14 protein-coding genes are annotated in these 15,513 nt (G+C 66.2%); 6 read left to right on the top strand and 8 right to left on the bottom strand.

From position 1 onward, the window contains the following. Nucleotides 1-43 precede the first annotated feature (43 nt). Genes zwf through tkt form a run of 3 tightly spaced genes read right to left on the bottom strand, consistent with a single transcriptional unit; the run spans nt 44 to nt 4,809 of the window. On the bottom strand, nt 44-1,588 hold the full coding sequence (gene zwf / locus A9W95_RS01795) for a glucose-6-phosphate dehydrogenase (RefSeq protein WP_067408938.1): 1,545 nt from the start codon (nt 1,586-1,588) through the stop codon (nt 44-46). Continuing rightward, nucleotides 1,585-2,703 carry a transaldolase gene (gene tal, locus A9W95_RS01800; protein WP_067408963.1) on the bottom strand — a complete coding sequence of 373 codons (1,119 nt, stop codon included), beginning with the start codon at nt 2,701-2,703 and terminating at the stop codon, nt 1,585-1,587. Before tal ends, zwf begins: the two co-directional genes overlap by 4 nt. Before the next feature lie 15 nt (nt 2,704-2,718). Next, nucleotides 2,719-4,809: a transketolase gene (gene tkt, locus A9W95_RS01805; protein WP_067408939.1), complete on the bottom strand. Its 2,091-nt coding sequence runs from the start codon at nt 4,807-4,809 to the stop codon at nt 2,719-2,721. Between the two features lie 261 nt (nt 4,810-5,070). Here tkt and A9W95_RS01810 point away from each other — a divergent pair, with 261 nt between their 5' ends. Then, nucleotides 5,071-6,006: a heme o synthase gene (locus tag A9W95_RS01810; protein WP_067408940.1), complete on the top strand. Its 936-nt coding sequence runs from the start codon at nt 5,071-5,073 to the stop codon at nt 6,004-6,006. Between the two features lie 4 nt (nt 6,007-6,010). Here A9W95_RS01810 and A9W95_RS01815 read toward each other — a convergent pair whose 3' ends face one another. Beyond that, on the bottom strand, nt 6,011-6,988 hold the full coding sequence (locus A9W95_RS01815) for a quinone oxidoreductase (RefSeq protein ID WP_067408964.1): 978 nt from the start codon (nt 6,986-6,988) through the stop codon (nt 6,011-6,013). Between the two features lie 19 nt (nt 6,989-7,007). Here A9W95_RS01815 and A9W95_RS01820 point away from each other — a divergent pair, with 19 nt between their 5' ends. The 4 genes from A9W95_RS01820 (at nt 7,008) to A9W95_RS01835 (ending at nt 9,996) form a co-directional block, all read left to right on the top strand. Next, nucleotides 7,008-7,862, top strand: coding sequence for a hypothetical protein (locus A9W95_RS01820; protein ID WP_067408941.1), 855 nt, complete (start codon nt 7,008-7,010; stop codon nt 7,860-7,862). A 190-nt stretch (nt 7,863-8,052) separates the two neighbouring features. Next, the gene (locus tag A9W95_RS01825; protein WP_067408942.1) at nt 8,053-8,892 is read left to right on the top strand and encodes an SH3-like domain-containing protein; all 840 of its coding nucleotides are present in this window, start codon (nt 8,053-8,055) and stop codon (nt 8,890-8,892) included. 17 nt (nt 8,893-8,909) lie between these two features. Beyond that, nucleotides 8,910-9,614, top strand: coding sequence for a thiocyanate hydrolase subunit gamma (gene scnC / locus A9W95_RS01830; RefSeq protein WP_067408943.1), 705 nt, complete (start codon nt 8,910-8,912; stop codon nt 9,612-9,614). A 100-nt stretch (nt 9,615-9,714) separates the two neighbouring features. Then, nucleotides 9,715-9,996, top strand: coding sequence for a thiocyanate hydrolase (locus A9W95_RS01835; protein WP_253851527.1), 282 nt, complete (start codon nt 9,715-9,717; stop codon nt 9,994-9,996). A 21-nt stretch (nt 9,997-10,017) separates the two neighbouring features. Here A9W95_RS01835 and A9W95_RS01840 read toward each other — a convergent pair whose 3' ends face one another. Then, the gene (locus A9W95_RS01840; RefSeq protein WP_371328011.1) at nt 10,018-10,935 is read right to left on the bottom strand and encodes a heme A synthase; all 918 of its coding nucleotides are present in this window, start codon (nt 10,933-10,935) and stop codon (nt 10,018-10,020) included. A 196-nt stretch (nt 10,936-11,131) separates the two neighbouring features. Between A9W95_RS01840 and A9W95_RS01845 the strand changes: the two genes are divergently transcribed. Then, nucleotides 11,132-11,980, top strand: a complete 849-nt coding sequence (locus A9W95_RS01845; protein ID WP_067408946.1) for an aldo/keto reductase — start codon at nt 11,132-11,134, stop codon at nt 11,978-11,980. A gap of 6 nt (nt 11,981-11,986) precedes the next feature. Here the strand turns inward: A9W95_RS01845 and A9W95_RS01850 are convergent, their stop codons facing one another. From A9W95_RS01850 to mptB, 3 genes are read right to left on the bottom strand one after another with little or no spacing between them, the layout of a single operon-like run. Next, nucleotides 11,987-12,769: an ABC transporter permease gene (locus tag A9W95_RS01850; RefSeq protein ID WP_067408947.1), complete on the bottom strand. Its 783-nt coding sequence runs from the start codon at nt 12,767-12,769 to the stop codon at nt 11,987-11,989. Next, nucleotides 12,766-13,707 carry an ABC transporter ATP-binding protein gene (locus tag A9W95_RS01855; protein WP_067408948.1) on the bottom strand — a complete coding sequence of 314 codons (942 nt, stop codon included), beginning with the start codon at nt 13,705-13,707 and terminating at the stop codon, nt 12,766-12,768. Before A9W95_RS01855 ends, A9W95_RS01850 begins: the two co-directional genes overlap by 4 nt. Continuing rightward, nucleotides 13,704-15,443, bottom strand: a complete 1,740-nt coding sequence (gene mptB / locus A9W95_RS01860; protein ID WP_067408949.1) for a polyprenol phosphomannose-dependent alpha 1,6 mannosyltransferase MptB — start codon at nt 15,441-15,443, stop codon at nt 13,704-13,706. The genes A9W95_RS01855 and mptB overlap by 4 nt, the downstream gene beginning before the upstream one ends. Nucleotides 15,444-15,513: the final 70 nt, after the last annotated feature.

Raw genomic sequence — 15,513 nt, forward strand, 5'->3', positions numbered from 1 at the left:
GTCGCCGGCGGGAATCATCTGCGCCGCTCCTCCTTACGCGCAATCACGGCCGCCGCCATTCGCGACCGGTGCGGCGCAGCATCTCAAATGCGGACTCCGGGCCCCACGTCCCCGCCTCGTAGGGATCCGGTTTGCCGTGCGACGCCCAGTTGTCCAACGCCGGATCCAGTATCTCCCAAGCCAATTCGACCTCCGCGTTGACCGGGAACAGTGACGGTTCACCGAGCAGCACGTCGAGGATGAGCCGCTCGTAGGCCTCCGGCGAGTCCTCGGCGAACGCCGACCCGTAGGAGAAGTCCATGTTGACGTCGCGGACTTCCATCGCGCTGCCGGGCACCTTGGAGCCAAACCGCAGGGTGATGCCCTCGTCGGGCTGCACCCGAATGACCATGGCGTTGGCGCCGAGCTCATCGGTCATGGTGGCGTCGAACGGCAGGTGCGGTGCGCGCTTGAACACCATGGCGATTTCGGTGACCCTGCGGCCCAACCGTTTTCCGGTGCGCAGGTAGAACGGCACCCCGGCCCACCGGCGAGTGTCTACCTCCAACGTGATGGCCGCGAACGTCTCGGTGGTGGAGTCTTTGGCGAACCCCTCTTCGTCGAGCAGGCCGACCACCTTCTCCCCGCCCTGCCAGCCGGCGGCATATTGGCCCCGGCTGGTGGTCTCATCGAGCGGCTCGGCCAGCCGGGTCGCCGACAGCACCTTGATCTTCTCGGTCTGCAGCGCCTGTGGATTGAAGCTGACCGGTTCTTCCATGGCCGTCAGCGCCAGCAACTGCATCAGGTGGTTCTGGATGACGTCGCGGGCCGCGCCGATGCCGTCGTAGTAGCCGGCCCGGCCGCCGAGGCCGATGTCTTCGGCCATGGTGATCTGCACGTGGTCTACATAATGCGAATTCCAGATCGGGTCGAAGAACTGATTGGCGAATCGCAGCGCCAGGATGTTTTGGACCGTCTCTTTGCCCAAGTAGTGGTCGATGCGAAAGACGGCCTCTTCGGGGAACACCGCGTTGACCGACTTGTTGAGGTCCTGGGCGCTGTCCAGGTCGTGACCGAACGGCTTCTCGATGACCACTCGGCTCCACCGGTCGCCCTGCGGGCGGGCCAGTCCGGACCGGTGCAGCTGGTCGCAGACCACCGGGAACGACTTGGGCGGGATCGCCAGATAGAAGGCGTGATTGCCGCCGGTTCCGCGCTCGGCGTCGAGTTTGTCCAGCGTCTCGGCGAGCCGTTCGAACGCGTCGTCGTCGTCGAAAGCCCCTGGCACGAACCGGAATCCCTCGGCCAGCCGATCCCAGTTCTCCTGCCGGAATGGTGTGCGGCAGTTTTCCTTGACGGCTTGGTACACCACCTTTTGGAAATCCTGGGTCTCCCAATCCCGGCGGGCGAAGCCGACCAGGCCGAACGTGGGTGGCAGCAGCCCGCGGTTGGCCAGGTCGTAGATGGCGGGCATCACCTTTTTGCGGGCCAGGTCGCCGGTGACGCCGAAGATCACCATCGCGCACGAGCCCGCGATCCGGGGAAGTCGTTTATCCAGTTTGTCCCGTAACGGGTTCTGCCAGTCGGCAGCGGCGGAGTGTGGACTCATTTGTCCGCGGAGTCGAGCTGCGCCTGGGTTTCCTTGAGCAGCTCGCTCCAAGACTCCTCGAACTTCTCCACGCCCTCGTTCTCCAGCACGATGAACACGTCGTCCAGGTCGATGCCGATGTCCTGCAACTTGTCAAAGACCTGTTGCGCCTCGGAGGCCGTGCCGCTGACGGTGTCGCCCTTGATCTCACCGTGGTCGGCGACGGCATCAAGAGTCTTCTCCGGCATGGTGTTCACGGTGTTCGGGGCCACCAGCTCGGTGACGTAGAGGGTGTCGGAGTAGTCGGGGTTCTTCACGCCGGTCGACGCCCACAGCGGTCGCTGCGCCCGGGCGCCGTCGCCCTTGAGCGCCTCGAACCGCTCACCGCCCTCGAAGACCTCCTGGTACGCCGCATAGGCCAGCCGCGCATTGGCGACAGCGGCCTGGCCGAGCAGTGCCCGCGCCTCGTCGGAGTCGATCTTCTCCAGCCTCTTGTCCACCTCGCTGTCCACCCGGGACACGAAGAACGAAGCGACGGAATGGATCTTGGACAGGTCGTGGCCGGCTTCGCGCGCCTTCTCCAGCCCCTCCAGGTAGGCGTCCATGACGGCGCGGTAACGCTCGACGGAGAAGATCAACGTGACATTGACCGAAATACCCTCCGCCAGAACAGAACTGATGGCCGGGATGCCGTCTTCGGTGGCCGGGATCTTGATGAAGAGGTTGGGCCGGTCAACTATCTTCCACAACTCGACGGCCTGCTGAATGGTTTTGTCCGCGTCATGCGCCATGCGGGGGTCGACCTCGATCGACACTCGGCCGTCGACGCCGTCGGAGGACTCCCACTGCGGGCGCAGTACGTCGCACCCGTTGCGGACGTCGTCGGTGGTCACCGTGCGGATGGTGGCCTCCACGTCGGCACCGCGCTCGGCCAGTTCGGCGATCTGGTCGTTGTAGGTGTCGCTGTCCGCCAACGCCTTCTGAAAAATCGAGGGGTTGGTGGTCACCCCGACGACACTCTTGGTGTCGATCAACTCTTGCAGATTGCCGGACTTCAACCGGTCGCGGGACAGGTCGTCAAGCCACACGGATACTCCGGCCTTGCTCAATGCGGCAAGGTTAGGGTTCTGGGTCATCTGGATCACCCTTTCTCAGTTGTCCAGTGCTCGTTCCGCCGCGTCGGCGACGGCTTCCGGGGTGAAGCCGTACTCACGGAACAAGGTCTTGTAATCGGCGGATTCGCCATAGTGCTCGATCGAGACGATCTCGCCGGTGTCGCCGACCAGCTTGTGCCAGGACTGCCCGACGGCGGCTTCCACGGCCACCCGCGCCGACACCGACGGCGGCAGGATGCTGTCGCGGTATTCCTGCGGCTGGGTCTCGAACCACTCCACGCACGGCATCGACACCACCCGGGCGACAATGTCCTTGTCGGCCAACAACTTCTGGGCCGCGACGGCGAGTTGCACTTCAGACCCGGTGGCGATCAGCACGACGTCAGGATCCTCACCGCCGTCGTCGCCCAGGATGTAGCCGCCGCGAGCAACACCGTCGGCGTTGGTGCCTTCCAGCACCGGCACGTTCTGTCGGGTCAGGATCAGCCCGACCGGTCCGCTGCCGTTGCCGCGGGCCAACACGGTGCGCCAGGCGTAGGCCGTCTCGTTGGCGTCGGCCGGGCGCACCACCGACAGGTTGGGGATGGCGCGCAGAGCTGACAGGTGCTCGATCGGCTGGTGGGTAGGGCCGTCTTCGCCCAGACCCACCGAGTCATGGGTCCACACATAGATCGTGTCGATGTCCATCAACGACGCCAACCGCACCGCCGGACGCATGTAGTCGGAGAACTGCAAGAAGGTGCCACCATAGGCGCGGGTGGGGCCATGCAGCACGATGCCGGACAGGATCGCGCCCATGGCGTGTTCCCGGACACCGAAATGCAGTGTGCGGCCGTACCAATGCGCGGTGTAGTCCTTGGTCGAGATGGACGGCGGCCCGAACGAGTCAGCACCCTTGATGGTGGTGTTGTTGCTGCCCGCCAGGTCGGCCGAACCTCCCCACAACTCGGGCAGGTTGGGGCCGATCTTGTTCAGCACTTCATTGGACGCCTTACGCGTGGCGATCTCATCGGATCCTGGCTCCCAGTGCGGCAGCTCGTCGTCCCAGCCGTCGGGCAACTCCTCGGCCGTCAACCGGTCCAGCAGCGCTTTGCGCTCGGGTTCGCGTTGTGCCCAGGCGTCGAACTCCGTTTGCCACTTCTCGTGGGCTTCCTTGCCCCGGTCCACCAGCTTGCGGGTGTGTGCGAGCACCTCGTCACGCACCTCGAACGTCTTGTCCGGGTCGAAGCCGAGGATCTTCTTGACCTCGGCAACCTCTTCGTCGCCCAGGGCCGCGCCGTGCGCCTTCCCGGTATTCATCAGGTTGGGCGCCGGATAGCCGATGATGGTGCGCACCGAGATGAACGACGGCCGGTCGGTGACTGCCTTGGCGTTGGCGATGGCTTCCTCGATGGCGACGACGTTTTCGCCGCCTTCGACCTCCTGCACGTGCCAGCCGTAAGCCCGGTACCGGGCGGCGGTGTCCTCGCACAGCGCGATGTTGGTGTCGTCCTCGATGGAGATCTGGTTGCGGTCGTAGAAGACGATCAGATTGCCCAGCTCCTGCACGCCGGCCAGCGAGGACGCCTCCGAAGTGACGCCTTCCTGGATGTCGCCGTCGGAGGCGATGACGTAGATGAAGTGGTCGAACGGGCTGGTGCCCGGCTCGGCGTCGGGGTCGAACAGGCCGCGCTCGTAGCGCGATGCCATGGCCATCCCGACCGCCGAGGCAAGTCCTTGACCCAGCGGGCCGGTGGTGATCTCCACACCCTTGGTGTGCCGGAACTCCGGGTGGCCGGGCGTCTTGGACCCGAAGGTGCGCAGCGACTCGATGTCGGACAGCTCGAGGCCGAATCCGCCGAGGTAGAGCTGCAAGTACAGGGTCAGGCTGCTGTGCCCGGCCGACAGCACGAACCGGTCGCGGCCCAGCCAGTACGTGTCGCTGGGATCGTGGCGCATGGTGCGCTGGAACAAGGTGTAGGCCAGCGGGGCCAGGCTCATCGCCGTCCCGGGGTGGCCGTTACCGACCTTCTGGACGGCATCGGCGGCCAGCACCCGGATCGTGTCGACCGCAGCCGAATCGATCTCGGTCCAGTCGTCGGGGTGGCGCGGTTGAGTGAGGGCGGAGATCTCTTCGGTAGTGGTCAAAGTTCAGTCCTCAGTACTAGGTCATCAAACTGATCAATCCCACCCTAGTGCCGGATGGGGGGCTGGTGCAGGCCCAGAATGGGGTGTACCCAACGCGCGCGATGTGAAAAATGGATGTTGGCGATTCCCGCTTTGCATTCCGGGTGCCGAACCCGGTTCAATCTCCTGAACCGACCCTGCGGCGCTGCCCCGGTGGTCATCCGGTCTACCATCGTGCGTAGTAGAAGCCGCGCGCGGCTGCAATCCCTGAGGAGTTGATGCGTGAGCGTTCGCGGGCGCGTCGCGCCGAGCCGAAGGACTGGCACCGCCCGCCGGGCTCTCGCGAGTGTCTTGGCGTATGTGGCCTTGACCAAGCCGCGGGTGATCGAGCTGCTGCTGGTCACCGCGATTCCGGCGATGCTGCTCGCCAACCGCGGCACGGTGCATCCGCTGCTGATCCTCGACACGCTGATCGGCGGCATGATGGCCGCCGCCGGCGCCAACACGCTCAACTGTGTAGCCGACGCCGACATCGACAAGGTGATGAAACGCACGGCGCGCCGGCCGCTGGCCCGCGCGGCGGTCCCCACCAGGAATGCCCTGGTCCTGGGGCTGGTGCTGAGCGTCGGCTCATTCTTCTGGTTGTGGTGGACGGCGAACCTGCTGTCCGGTCTGTTGGCCGTGGCCACCATCGCGTTCTACGTCTTCGTCTACACCCTGCTGCTGAAGCGCCGCACCTCCCAGAACGTCGTGTGGGGCGGCGCGGCCGGATGCATGCCGGTGATGATCGGATGGTCGGCCATCACCGGGACGATCACGTGGCCGGCGCTGGTGATGTTCGCGATCATCTTCTTCTGGACACCTCCGCACACCTGGGCATTGGCGATGCGGTACAAGGAGGACTACAAAGCGGCCGGGGTGCCGATGTTGCCCGCGGTGGCCACCGAGCAGAAGGTCACCAAGCAGATCCTCATCTACACCTGGCTGACCGTGCTGGCGACGCTGGCCCTGGCCTTGGCGACGGGCTGGTTGTACGCCGCCGTGGCGCTGGTGGCCGGAGTGTGGTTCCTGGCGATGGCGCACCAGCTCTACGCCGGGGTACGCGCGGGGGAGCCGGTGAAACCGCTCCGGCTGTTCTTGCAGTCGAACAACTACCTGGCGGTGGTGTTCTGCGCGCTGGCGGTCGACTCGGTCATCGCGCTGCCGACCTTGCTCTGAGGACTCACGGCAAGAGCACGATCGAGCCGGTTGTCTTTCGGCCCTGTAGATCCTGGTGAGCCCGAGCCGCTTCGGCCAAGGGATAGCGTCCACCGACTTCGACGCTGATGGCGCCGCTGCCGATCACGTCGAACAGTTCACCGGCGCGCCAGCTGAACTCCTGGCCGCTGCGGATGAAGTGCGCGAGCGACGGCCGGGTGAGATACACCGATCCCGCGGCGTTGAGCCGCTGCGGATCGAACGGCGGAACCGGTCCGCTGGCGGCGCCGAACAGCGCCAGGGTGCCGCGCACGGCCAGGCTGGCCAGGCTGGCGTCGAAGGTGCTGGCCCCAACGCCGTCGTAAACGACGGCCACGCCCTCCCCGTCGGTCAGCGCGCGCACCTTGTCGCCGAACTGGGCGGGGTCTTCGGGGTAGGGAAGCACTTCGTCGGCGCCGGCCTGTTTGGACCGGCGAGCCTTCTCGTCGGTGGAGACGGTGGTGATCACCCGCGCGCCGAGATGGTGGGCCCACTGCGTCAAGATCAGCCCCACCCCGCCGGCGCCGGCGTGCACCAGCACATTGTCGCCGCCTTGCACGCGGTATACCGACGTCAGCAGGTAATGCGCGGTCAAACCCTTCAGCAGGACCGAAGCGGCCACTTCGGCGGTGACATCGTCAGGCAGCTTGGTCGTCAACGTTGTTGGCGCGGTGGAGAATTCGGCATAGGCGCCCGATGCCGACGCGCTCACCACCCGGTCGCCGACGGCGAAACCCGAGCCGTCACCCGCGCCCAGCGCCGCAACCGTCCCGGCGACCTCCGAACCGAGGATGAACGGTAACGGGCGAGGGTAATTGCCGGAGCGGAAGTAGGTGTCGATGTAGTTGACGCCGATGGCTTCGGCCTGGATCAACAGCTCGCCGTCACCCGGTTCGGGCGTGGGCTGCTCGACGTAGTTCAGGACCTCGGGACCGCCGGTTTGGCTGACTTCGATTGCGTGCACGTGGATATCATGCCCGAGCATGAAGCTGGCCCGACCGGACGTGTTCCACCCGCACATCGTCTTGGCTGGATGTCCACACCAACTCGCCGGTGACGGCGACGACGCCGGGCTGGTCGCCGCGCTACGCGGGCGGGGCCTGCACGCCCGCTGGCTGTCGTGGCACGACCCGGACATCGCCGACGCACATCTGGTGATCCTGCGAGCCACTTCGGATTACAGTGAGCGGCTCGACCGATTCCTGGCGTGGACCACAACCGTGCCCCACCTGCTCAACCCCGCGGCGGTGGTGGCCTGGAACGCCGAACGCCACTATCTGCGGGACCTGGCGGACCGCGGAGTCCCGATCGTGCCGGGTCATGCGTACCGTCCAGGGGATCCGGTGGTGCTGCAGGGCGTGGGGCAGGCGTTCATTAGTCCGTCGGTCGGCACCGGAACGCGGCGTTTCACGGACCGGTCCGCGGCCGAGAGCCATATCGCCCAACTGCATGCCGCCGGCCGCACTGTGCTGGTGCAGCCGGTGGAATCCGCGCCGCACACGGTGCTGATCTTCGTCGGCGGCCGGCCGTCGCACGCGTTCGTCTCAGTGGAGGACGCGTTGCATCAGCAGGAGCCGGACTTCGAAGTGTGGGATGTCGGGGCCGCCGCGCTGGCCGCGGCGGCGGCCTCCACGGGTGTGGGTGTCGACGAATTGCTCTATGCGCGAGTCGATCTGGTAGGTGCCCGGGTGCTCGAGGTGCAGTTGATCGACCCGTCACTGGGTTGGGCGTACTTGGATACGCGTACCCGCGGCCTGGCCGAGCGGGAATTCGCGTTGTCCGTGGAGTCTGCTTTGGAGCGGTTCGGGCTTGGCCCGTTCTCGCATCGGCCCACGTGAAACGGCGCTTTGCGCGTCCGGATTCTTTTCATACTTGTTCACTTGCAGAGCTTGTCCGTCGCGCGTTGAGCAGGAATGCTATGAGCAGCACCACATTCTGCCGACATCCACGCCAGGTGATCCGACAGCTGCCGATGTCGACGCAAGACGACAGCCCGCGTCTTGATCTTGCACAACGAAGGGGGCCTGGGTGAGCACTGCCGCAGAGCGCGCGACTCAGCTGGATCTGGTGGCTCGACTCAAATCTGCTTATCCAGAGCTGCCCGACGCGCCCACGCCCGATTTGATCGATCACGATCGCTTCTGGGCGTATATGAAGACCAACCATGACGTCGGCGGCGAGCCGGATGTGCCGATGAAGTACGAGAACAAGCAGTACGAGCTGTGGGAACACATGACCTATGTGATCTGCGAAGTGCTTGCGGCGCGCGGAATCTGGTTGTCCGAAGAGCGACGTCGAATCGGCAACGTCGATGTCGGGCGGGCGATTTACCTGGGAATGCCGTATTACGGCCGGTGGCTGTGGGCCGTCGCCCGCGTTCTTGTGGAGAAACACCACATCAGCCTGGGCGAGCTCAGTCAGCGAATGGTTGAGGTGAAAGCTCGTTACAGCGACGGACTCGCGGGGAAAAAGCTTGAGGCGAAGCCAAAGTGTGAGGGCGACGGGACGCAGGTCAAGCGCAACGAACACCACAAGCGCGCGGTGGGCAAGGGTGACCCGCAGGTGTATGCCGGACAAGCCGGCGAGCCGAAATTCACAGTCGGTAACCCCGTCGTGGTGCGCGATCTGCCCGCCCTGCTCTACACCCGCACCCCGGAATATTGCCGCGGCGCCCGGGGCGAGATCGCGTCAGTGGCTTATGAGAGCCCCGCGGCTGAGGACGAGACCTGGGACCGCCCTGACGCGAAACCGGAGTGGTTCTACGTCGTCCGGTTCAGGCTCTGCGCGCTGTGGGACGCCTATACCGGGACCGCGACCGACACATTGCAGACCGAGCTTCCCGAGCGCTGGCTCGAAGCAGCTAGCTGAACCCACGAAGGATTTCTATGACCGACCACGACCACGACCACGCACGCACTGTCGCCCCGATGGTCGACGAGATCACCGACTTCGAGGTGCTGGAGATCGCGCTGCGCGAATTATGCATCGAGAAGGGCATTTTCACCGCCGAAGAGCATCGACACTTCACCGAGTTCGCCGAACAGATCGGTCCGACTCCGGCCGCCCATCTGGTGGCTCGGGCGTGGCTGGATCCCGAATTCAAACAGCTCGCCCTCGCCGAGCCCATGGCCGCCAGTAAAGCGGTAGGAGTCGACTGGCTCGAGCCCACCGGCTTTGGCACCCCCAGTGACTTCACCGCATTCCAAATCCTCGAAGACACACCGACTTTGCACTACGTGATCGTCTGTGCGTTGTGCTCGTGCTATCCGCGGCCAATCCTGGGCAATTCTCCTGAGTGGTATCGCACCCCCAACTACCGTCGCCGCTTGGTCCGCTGGCCGCGGCAAGTGCTCGCGGAGTTCGGGCTCTATCTTCCCGACGACGTCGAAGTCCGGGTGGAAGATTCCAACCAGAAACACCGCTTCATGGTGATGCCCATGCGTCCCGAGGGCACCGACGGCTGGGATGAAGAACAGTTGGCCGAGATCATCACGCGCGACTGTTTGATCGGTGTCGCCCTGCCCAAGCCCGGTGTCACCACCAACGTCATCACCGACACCCGGCCGGCCGTCCATCCAGTCACCGGCTGAGGCAACTTCGGTGAGTACGACGGAGGAACCGCGCCCGATCGAGCGGGCCGCGATCAGCTCGTTGCGCAACATCGTGGAACGCAATCAGGTCTGGTCTCAAATGGCTGCGAAATACGGCGTCGAGAACCCCGTGCCGCCGTGGAAGAGCAGTCTGGACGGGCTCTGTGACGCGTTGGACCATGCCACTTGTTGCACCGACATCCCGAGCTTCAAAGAGCGGCGGGACGAGGAGGACGTCCTTTCAGCGACGCTGTACTCGAGCCTGCCGTATCCCGAAAACCAATTGGTCTCTCTTGCCCACTCTCTGGTGGCCCGCGGCATCATCGACGAAGCAGAGCTGGAACAACGGCTCGCCACAATCCGGGCCCGGCTCGAAGCCTGACCACCGCCAAGTGCAGGCCTGCTATGCCCGTTCTCGCATCGAGGCCCATAAGGCGGCGGTGGCCGCCGTGCACGCCGCGGCGCCGGCCACATGCACGGCAACCAGCGCGGCCGGCACCCCGGTGAAGTACTGCGCCGTCCCGACGCCGGCCTGGGCGAACACCAGCGCCAGCAGGACGCCCAGTCGCAGCAGGACGGCACGGCTGGCCTGCACCGCCAGCAGCCCGAACCCGAGGCCGACCAGCAGCGCCAGGTAGGACACCAGCAGTGACGAATGCATGTGCACCAGCGTGGTGATCTCGACCTTGAGCCGGGGCACTGTGCGGCTGGGACTCTTGTCACCCGCATGCGGCCCCGCGGCGGTCACCAGCGTGCCCGTCACCAGCACCGCCGCCAGGTTGAGCGCGCTCAACGCCGTGAGCAGCCGCAGTGGCCGAGGGGCGCCGTCACTGACCATCCCGTCGTCGGGTTCCCCGACCTTCACGTAGAGCAGCACCGACAGCCACACCATCGTCATCGAGGTCAGCAGGTGGATGGCCACCGTCCACCACAGCAGCCCGGTGCGCACGGTGATGCCGCCGATGACCGCCTGCACCACCGTCGAGGCCGGCATCAGCCACGCATACACCAACACCTCCGTGCGCCGGCGCGCCTGGATGACCGCCAGCACGGCCAGCGCCGCGGTGACCACCACGGCAAACGTGATCATCCGATTGCCGAACTCGACCGCCTGGTGGATGCGCGGTACTTCGGAGACCGCTACCGGGGTGAAGCTGCCCGGGAAGCACTGCGGCCAGGTGGGGCAGCCCAGACCTGACGCGGTGACCCGGACGATGGCGCCGGTGACGGCGATGCCGCCTTGGGTGAGAATCACGGCGAACGCGATGACCCGCTGGACACGCAGGCTCGGGTCGGGCAGCAGGTCGACCCACCGCCTCAGCGTTCGTTTGACGGGCACCGCCCGATGGTATCGACCACTACGAGGCGTAGTAGAAGCGGGCGGCTGCATCGAGATTGCTGTGGGGGCTGTGCCACCCGGCGTTGCCGCGACGGTGACGGCAATCTCGTCGTGAGTAGCCGAGCGGATCGGTGGGCACTATGGACGAGGACGCTCAGGACGGCCCAGGAAGGCAGACATGACCACAATTCCGACGATCGAGCTCAACGACGGCGCGCACATTCCGCAATTGGGTTTCGGTGTCTTCCAGATCGAGCCCGCGGACACCCCCACGGCGGTGGCTGCGGCGTTGGAGATCGGTTACCGGCACATCGACACCGCCCAGATGTACGGCAACGAAAAGGAAGTCGGTCAGGGCATCCGCAAGGCCGGTGTGGACCGCGCCGACGTCTTCATCACCAGCAAGCTCAACAACGGCTTCCACCGTCCCGACGAGGCCCGTCGTGCGTTCGCCGACACGCTGAGCGCCCTGGAATCCGACTACGTCGACCTGTTCCTCATCCACTGGCCGCTGCCGACGCTTTACGACGGCGACTTCGTCTCAACCTGGCGGGTGCTCGAAGAGTTCGCCAAAGACGGGCGGGCGCGCAGCATCGGGGTGTCGAACTTCCAGCCGGCCCACCTCGAGCGGCTAGCGCAGGAAACCGACACGGTGCCCGCGGTCAACCAGGTCGAGGTTCACCCCTACTTCCTCAACGACCAGGTGCGCTCCTACGGGCAGCAGCACGGCATCGTGACCGAGGCGTGGTCGCCGATCGCTCAGGGCAAGGTCCTCGACGACCCGGTCATCGGCCGGATCGCGGAGAACCACGGTAAATCCCCGGCACAGGCGGTGTTGCGTTGGCACATCCAGCGTGGTGACGTCGTCTTCCCCAAGTCGATCTCGCCGGAGCGGATGAAGTCGAATTTCGAGTTGTTCGATTTCGAACTCGACGGCTCGGAGATGGACGCCATTTCCGCGCTCGACCGCGGTGAAGCCGGACGGACCGGCGGCAATCCGGACACGTTCGACTACGTCCCCGACTGACCAGGTTCAGGTGAAGCGGAACCAGCGCCGCGCCGCCAGCGCCGCCAGCGCGCCCCACACCGCCAGGACGACGATCCCGAACCAGTCCACCGACAGGATCATCGCCCGCGACAGCGCCTCGGTCAGCGCGCCGGACGGCGTCAACCGCGAGAGCCACTTCACCGACGCCGGGATCATGTCCGTTTCCAGGGTCAGGGCGCCGAATCCGGCGAAGACGAACCACATGAGGTTGGCGACGGCAAGCACGATCTCGGCCCGCAGGGTGCCGCCGAGCAGCAGCCCCAGCGCCGCGAAACCGGCGGTGCCCAACGCGATCACGGCCGCACCCAGCGCCAGCGCCGCCAACGCCGGTCGCCACCCCAACGTGAATCCGATGACACCCAGAATCAAAGCCTGCAGAAAAACCACGGCAACCACAGCCAACGACTTGCCGGCGATGATGCCCCACACCGGCAGCGGCGTCGCACCGAGCCGCTTCAGCGCCCCGTAGCGGCGGTCGAACGCGACGGCGATGGCCTGCCCGGTAAACGCGGTCGACACCACCGCCAGCGCCATGATGACCGGCACGAAAGTGGCGGCGCGGTGCTGGCCGAAGGACCCCAGGGGCAACAGGGTCAACCCGACCAGCAGCGTGATCGGAATGAACATGGTCAACAGCAGTTGCTCGCCGTTGCGCAGCAGCAGTTTGAGCTCCAGCCCGAATTGCGCGGCCAGCATGCGGGATACCGCGTTGGGGCGCGGGTCGGGGGAGAAGGTGCCCGCCGGGAACACCGGGTCCGTCTGGGTCATTGCCGCAACTTCCTGCCGGTCAGATCGAGGAACACGTCTTCGAGGCTGCGCTGCTCGACGCGCATGTCGGTGGCCAGCACGTCGATCTGCGCGCACCACGCGGTGACCGTCGCCAACACCTGCGGATCGACCGGGCCCTCGACCAGGTACTCGCCCGGCGTCACCTCGCTGGCCTGATAGTCCTCGGGCAGCGCGGACGCCAGCAATGACAGATCCAGCCGCGGCGGCGCGGTGAAGCGCAGCTGGTCCTTGGCGCCGGCGCGCATCAACTCCGTCGGCGTGCCTTCGGCCACCTTGACGCCGTTGTCGATGATGACCAGCCGATCGGCAAGCTCTTCGGCCTCCTTGAGCTGATGAGTGGTCAGCACCACGGTCACGCCGTCGCGGCGCAGCGCATCGATCAGCTCCCACACCAGCAGCCGGGCGTGCGCGTCCATACCGGCGGTGGGTTCGTCGAGAAAGACCAGTTCCGGGCGCCCGACCAGCGCGCAGGCCAGCGCCAGCCGCTGTTGCTGCCCACCGGAAAGCCGCCGGTAGGTGGTGCGCGCCGACTCGGTCAGACCCAACGTCGACAACAGCCATTGCGGGTCCAGCGGGTCGGCGGCATAGGACGCCACCAAGTGCAACATCTCACCGGCGCGGGCGGCCGGATAGCCGCCGCCGCCCTGGAGCATGACCCCGATCCGTGCCCGCAGCCGCGCGTTGTCGGTGATCGGGTTGAGCCCGAGTACCTCGATAGAGCCCGTGTCGGGGCGCACGAAGCCTTCGCACATCTCGACGGTCGTGGTCTTGCCCGCTCCATTGGGCCCGAGCAACGCCATCACCTCGGCCGCACGCACGTCCAGATCAAGATTGTCGACGGCGGCCACGGACCCGTAGCGCTTGCTGACGCCGCGCAGTCGCAGCACGACCGGGCGGTCTTGCGGGTCCGAGCTCACGTGGAATCAGCGTAGGCGTCGGTTGCCGCCTCAGCGGAAGGGGTGGCAGCAGGCCTGACCCGCCCAGCCCCCGCGGTCACCGCGACAGGTTCCGGTTGCGGCGCCGACGCGGCCCCATGCTCCCGGTTGGCGGTGTCGGTGACGAATGGCAGCGCACGCCAGGGCAGTTGGTGGTAGGTCAGCGCGATCAGCACTACCACGATCAGCGCGCTGGCCAACGTGGCGTCGACGATTTGGAACAGCGCGAATCGGTCCCCGTTGGCGGTCGGACCGAAGATACCGACGATCAGCGTGATGATAATCACGGCGACCCGGAAGCCCGTTCTGGTGGCCCACGCTGCCAACGGAATGATGGCCCAGAGCAGATACCAGGGCTGCACGACGGGGAACAGCAACACCGTCAGGCCCAGCGCGACGCCGAGGCCGCCGATCGGGTGCAACCGGCCGCGGAAGACGGCCAGCAAGAGCCAACACACCATCACCATGATGATCAGCACGCCGATGCCACGGGTAAGCGACAGCACGGCGGTGGTGTGATCGCCCAGGCCCAGCAGGATGCCGACCTGGCCGGTACCCAAGGCGAGCAGCGTCGGCGGGGACATCCAGCTGCGCACCACGTTGGCGGTGCCCAGCGTGAAAATCCAGCCAAATCCCAGTCCGCTGGCCCACCCGACCAGGGCCATCACGGCCACCGACAAACCCGCCATCAGCCCGCCGACCTGCGCCAGCGCACGCAGATTGGCACCACGACGGTAGGCCAGCGCCGTACCGACAAAGCCCAGCGCCAGCAGCGACGGCAGCTTCACCTGAGAGGACAGGATGATCAGCGTCGACCCCGCCAGCAGCATGCCCAGCGGTTGCCAGTCGGGGCCGTGCCAGGACGCCGGCTTCAACGGGCGCTCCGCGTTGACGCCGCGCAACGCGAACTCCGCCCCGGCCAGCATCAGGCCCAGCATCAGCGCCTCGTTGTGGATGCCCGCCACCAGATGCATGATCAGCAGCGGGTTGGCCGCTCCTAGCCACAGGGCGCTGACTTCGGCGACTCCACAGCGCCGGGCCAGCCGCGGTGTGGCCCACACGATCAGTGCCACGCCGACCAACACCACCAGCCGGTGGCACAGCACGGCCGCGACGATGTTCTCCCCGGTCAACGCCGAGATGCCGCGCCCCATCCACAAGAACAGCGGACCGTAGGGGGCCGGGGTCTCCCGCCACAGGCTGGGCACCGACAGGGTGAACACGTGACCCAGACCCAGGCCGGACGCCGGGCCCACCCGATACGGGTCCAGCCCTTGCAGCGAAATCTGACTCTGTGCCAGATAGGAGTAGACGTCCTTGCTGTACATCGGCGGCGCGATCAGTAGCGGGAGGATCCACAGCAGCAGCGTGCGGTCCAGATCGCCCCGCGACATCCGCCGCTGCCCCATCGCAAAGCGGCCGAGCATCAACCACGCCAGTGCCATCATGACCGCCCCGGTGGTGGTCATGGTCAACGACACCGTCTGGATACGGGAGGGCAGGTTGAGCAAGCGCACCCCGAACGTCGGGTCCTGGACCACCGGACGCGCGCCCGCCCCCAAAGCGCCGATCGCCATCAAAACCGTGCCGGTCGCGCCGAACAAGCGCGTGCGCCGCAGCGTGGTGAGCTCAGCGGCATTCAGCGGTGAGCCGACCGCCTGCTCGTCGCCGTGCAGACTGGCGATCGACGAGCTCAACGTGTGGTGGCGGGCTGCCATTTCAGCAGCCTAACGGCAGGCTGCGCACCGCCCCGCAGTCCCACGGGGTGTGACCGATGCGACCCGTTAG

This window comes from Mycobacterium sp. 1423905.2, assembly GCF_001673155.1.
Taxonomy (GTDB): Bacteria; Actinomycetota; Actinomycetes; order Mycobacteriales; family Mycobacteriaceae; genus Mycobacterium.

What these genes read in the sequence shown, in the direction of transcription:
- zwf (WP_067408938.1), bottom strand. Translation starts at nt 1,588, where the DNA reads ATGAGTCCACACTCCGCCGCTGCCGACTGGCAGAACCCGTTACGGGAC.
- tal (WP_067408963.1), bottom strand. Translation starts at nt 2,703, where the DNA reads ATGACCCAGAACCCTAACCTTGCCGCATTGAGCAAGGCCGGAGTATCC.
- A9W95_RS01820 (WP_067408941.1), top strand. Translation starts at nt 7,008, where the DNA reads ATGAAGCTGGCCCGACCGGACGTGTTCCACCCGCACATCGTCTTGGCT.
- scnC (WP_067408943.1), top strand. Translation starts at nt 8,910, where the DNA reads ATGACCGACCACGACCACGACCACGCACGCACTGTCGCCCCGATGGTC.
- A9W95_RS01835 (WP_253851527.1), top strand. Translation starts at nt 9,715, where the DNA reads ATGGCTGCGAAATACGGCGTCGAGAACCCCGTGCCGCCGTGGAAGAGC.
- A9W95_RS01845 (WP_067408946.1), top strand. Translation starts at nt 11,132, where the DNA reads ATGACCACAATTCCGACGATCGAGCTCAACGACGGCGCGCACATTCCG.
- A9W95_RS01850 (WP_067408947.1), bottom strand. Translation starts at nt 12,769, where the DNA reads ATGACCCAGACGGACCCGGTGTTCCCGGCGGGCACCTTCTCCCCCGAC.
- mptB (WP_067408949.1), bottom strand. Translation starts at nt 15,443, where the DNA reads ATGGCAGCCCGCCACCACACGTTGAGCTCGTCGATCGCCAGTCTGCAC.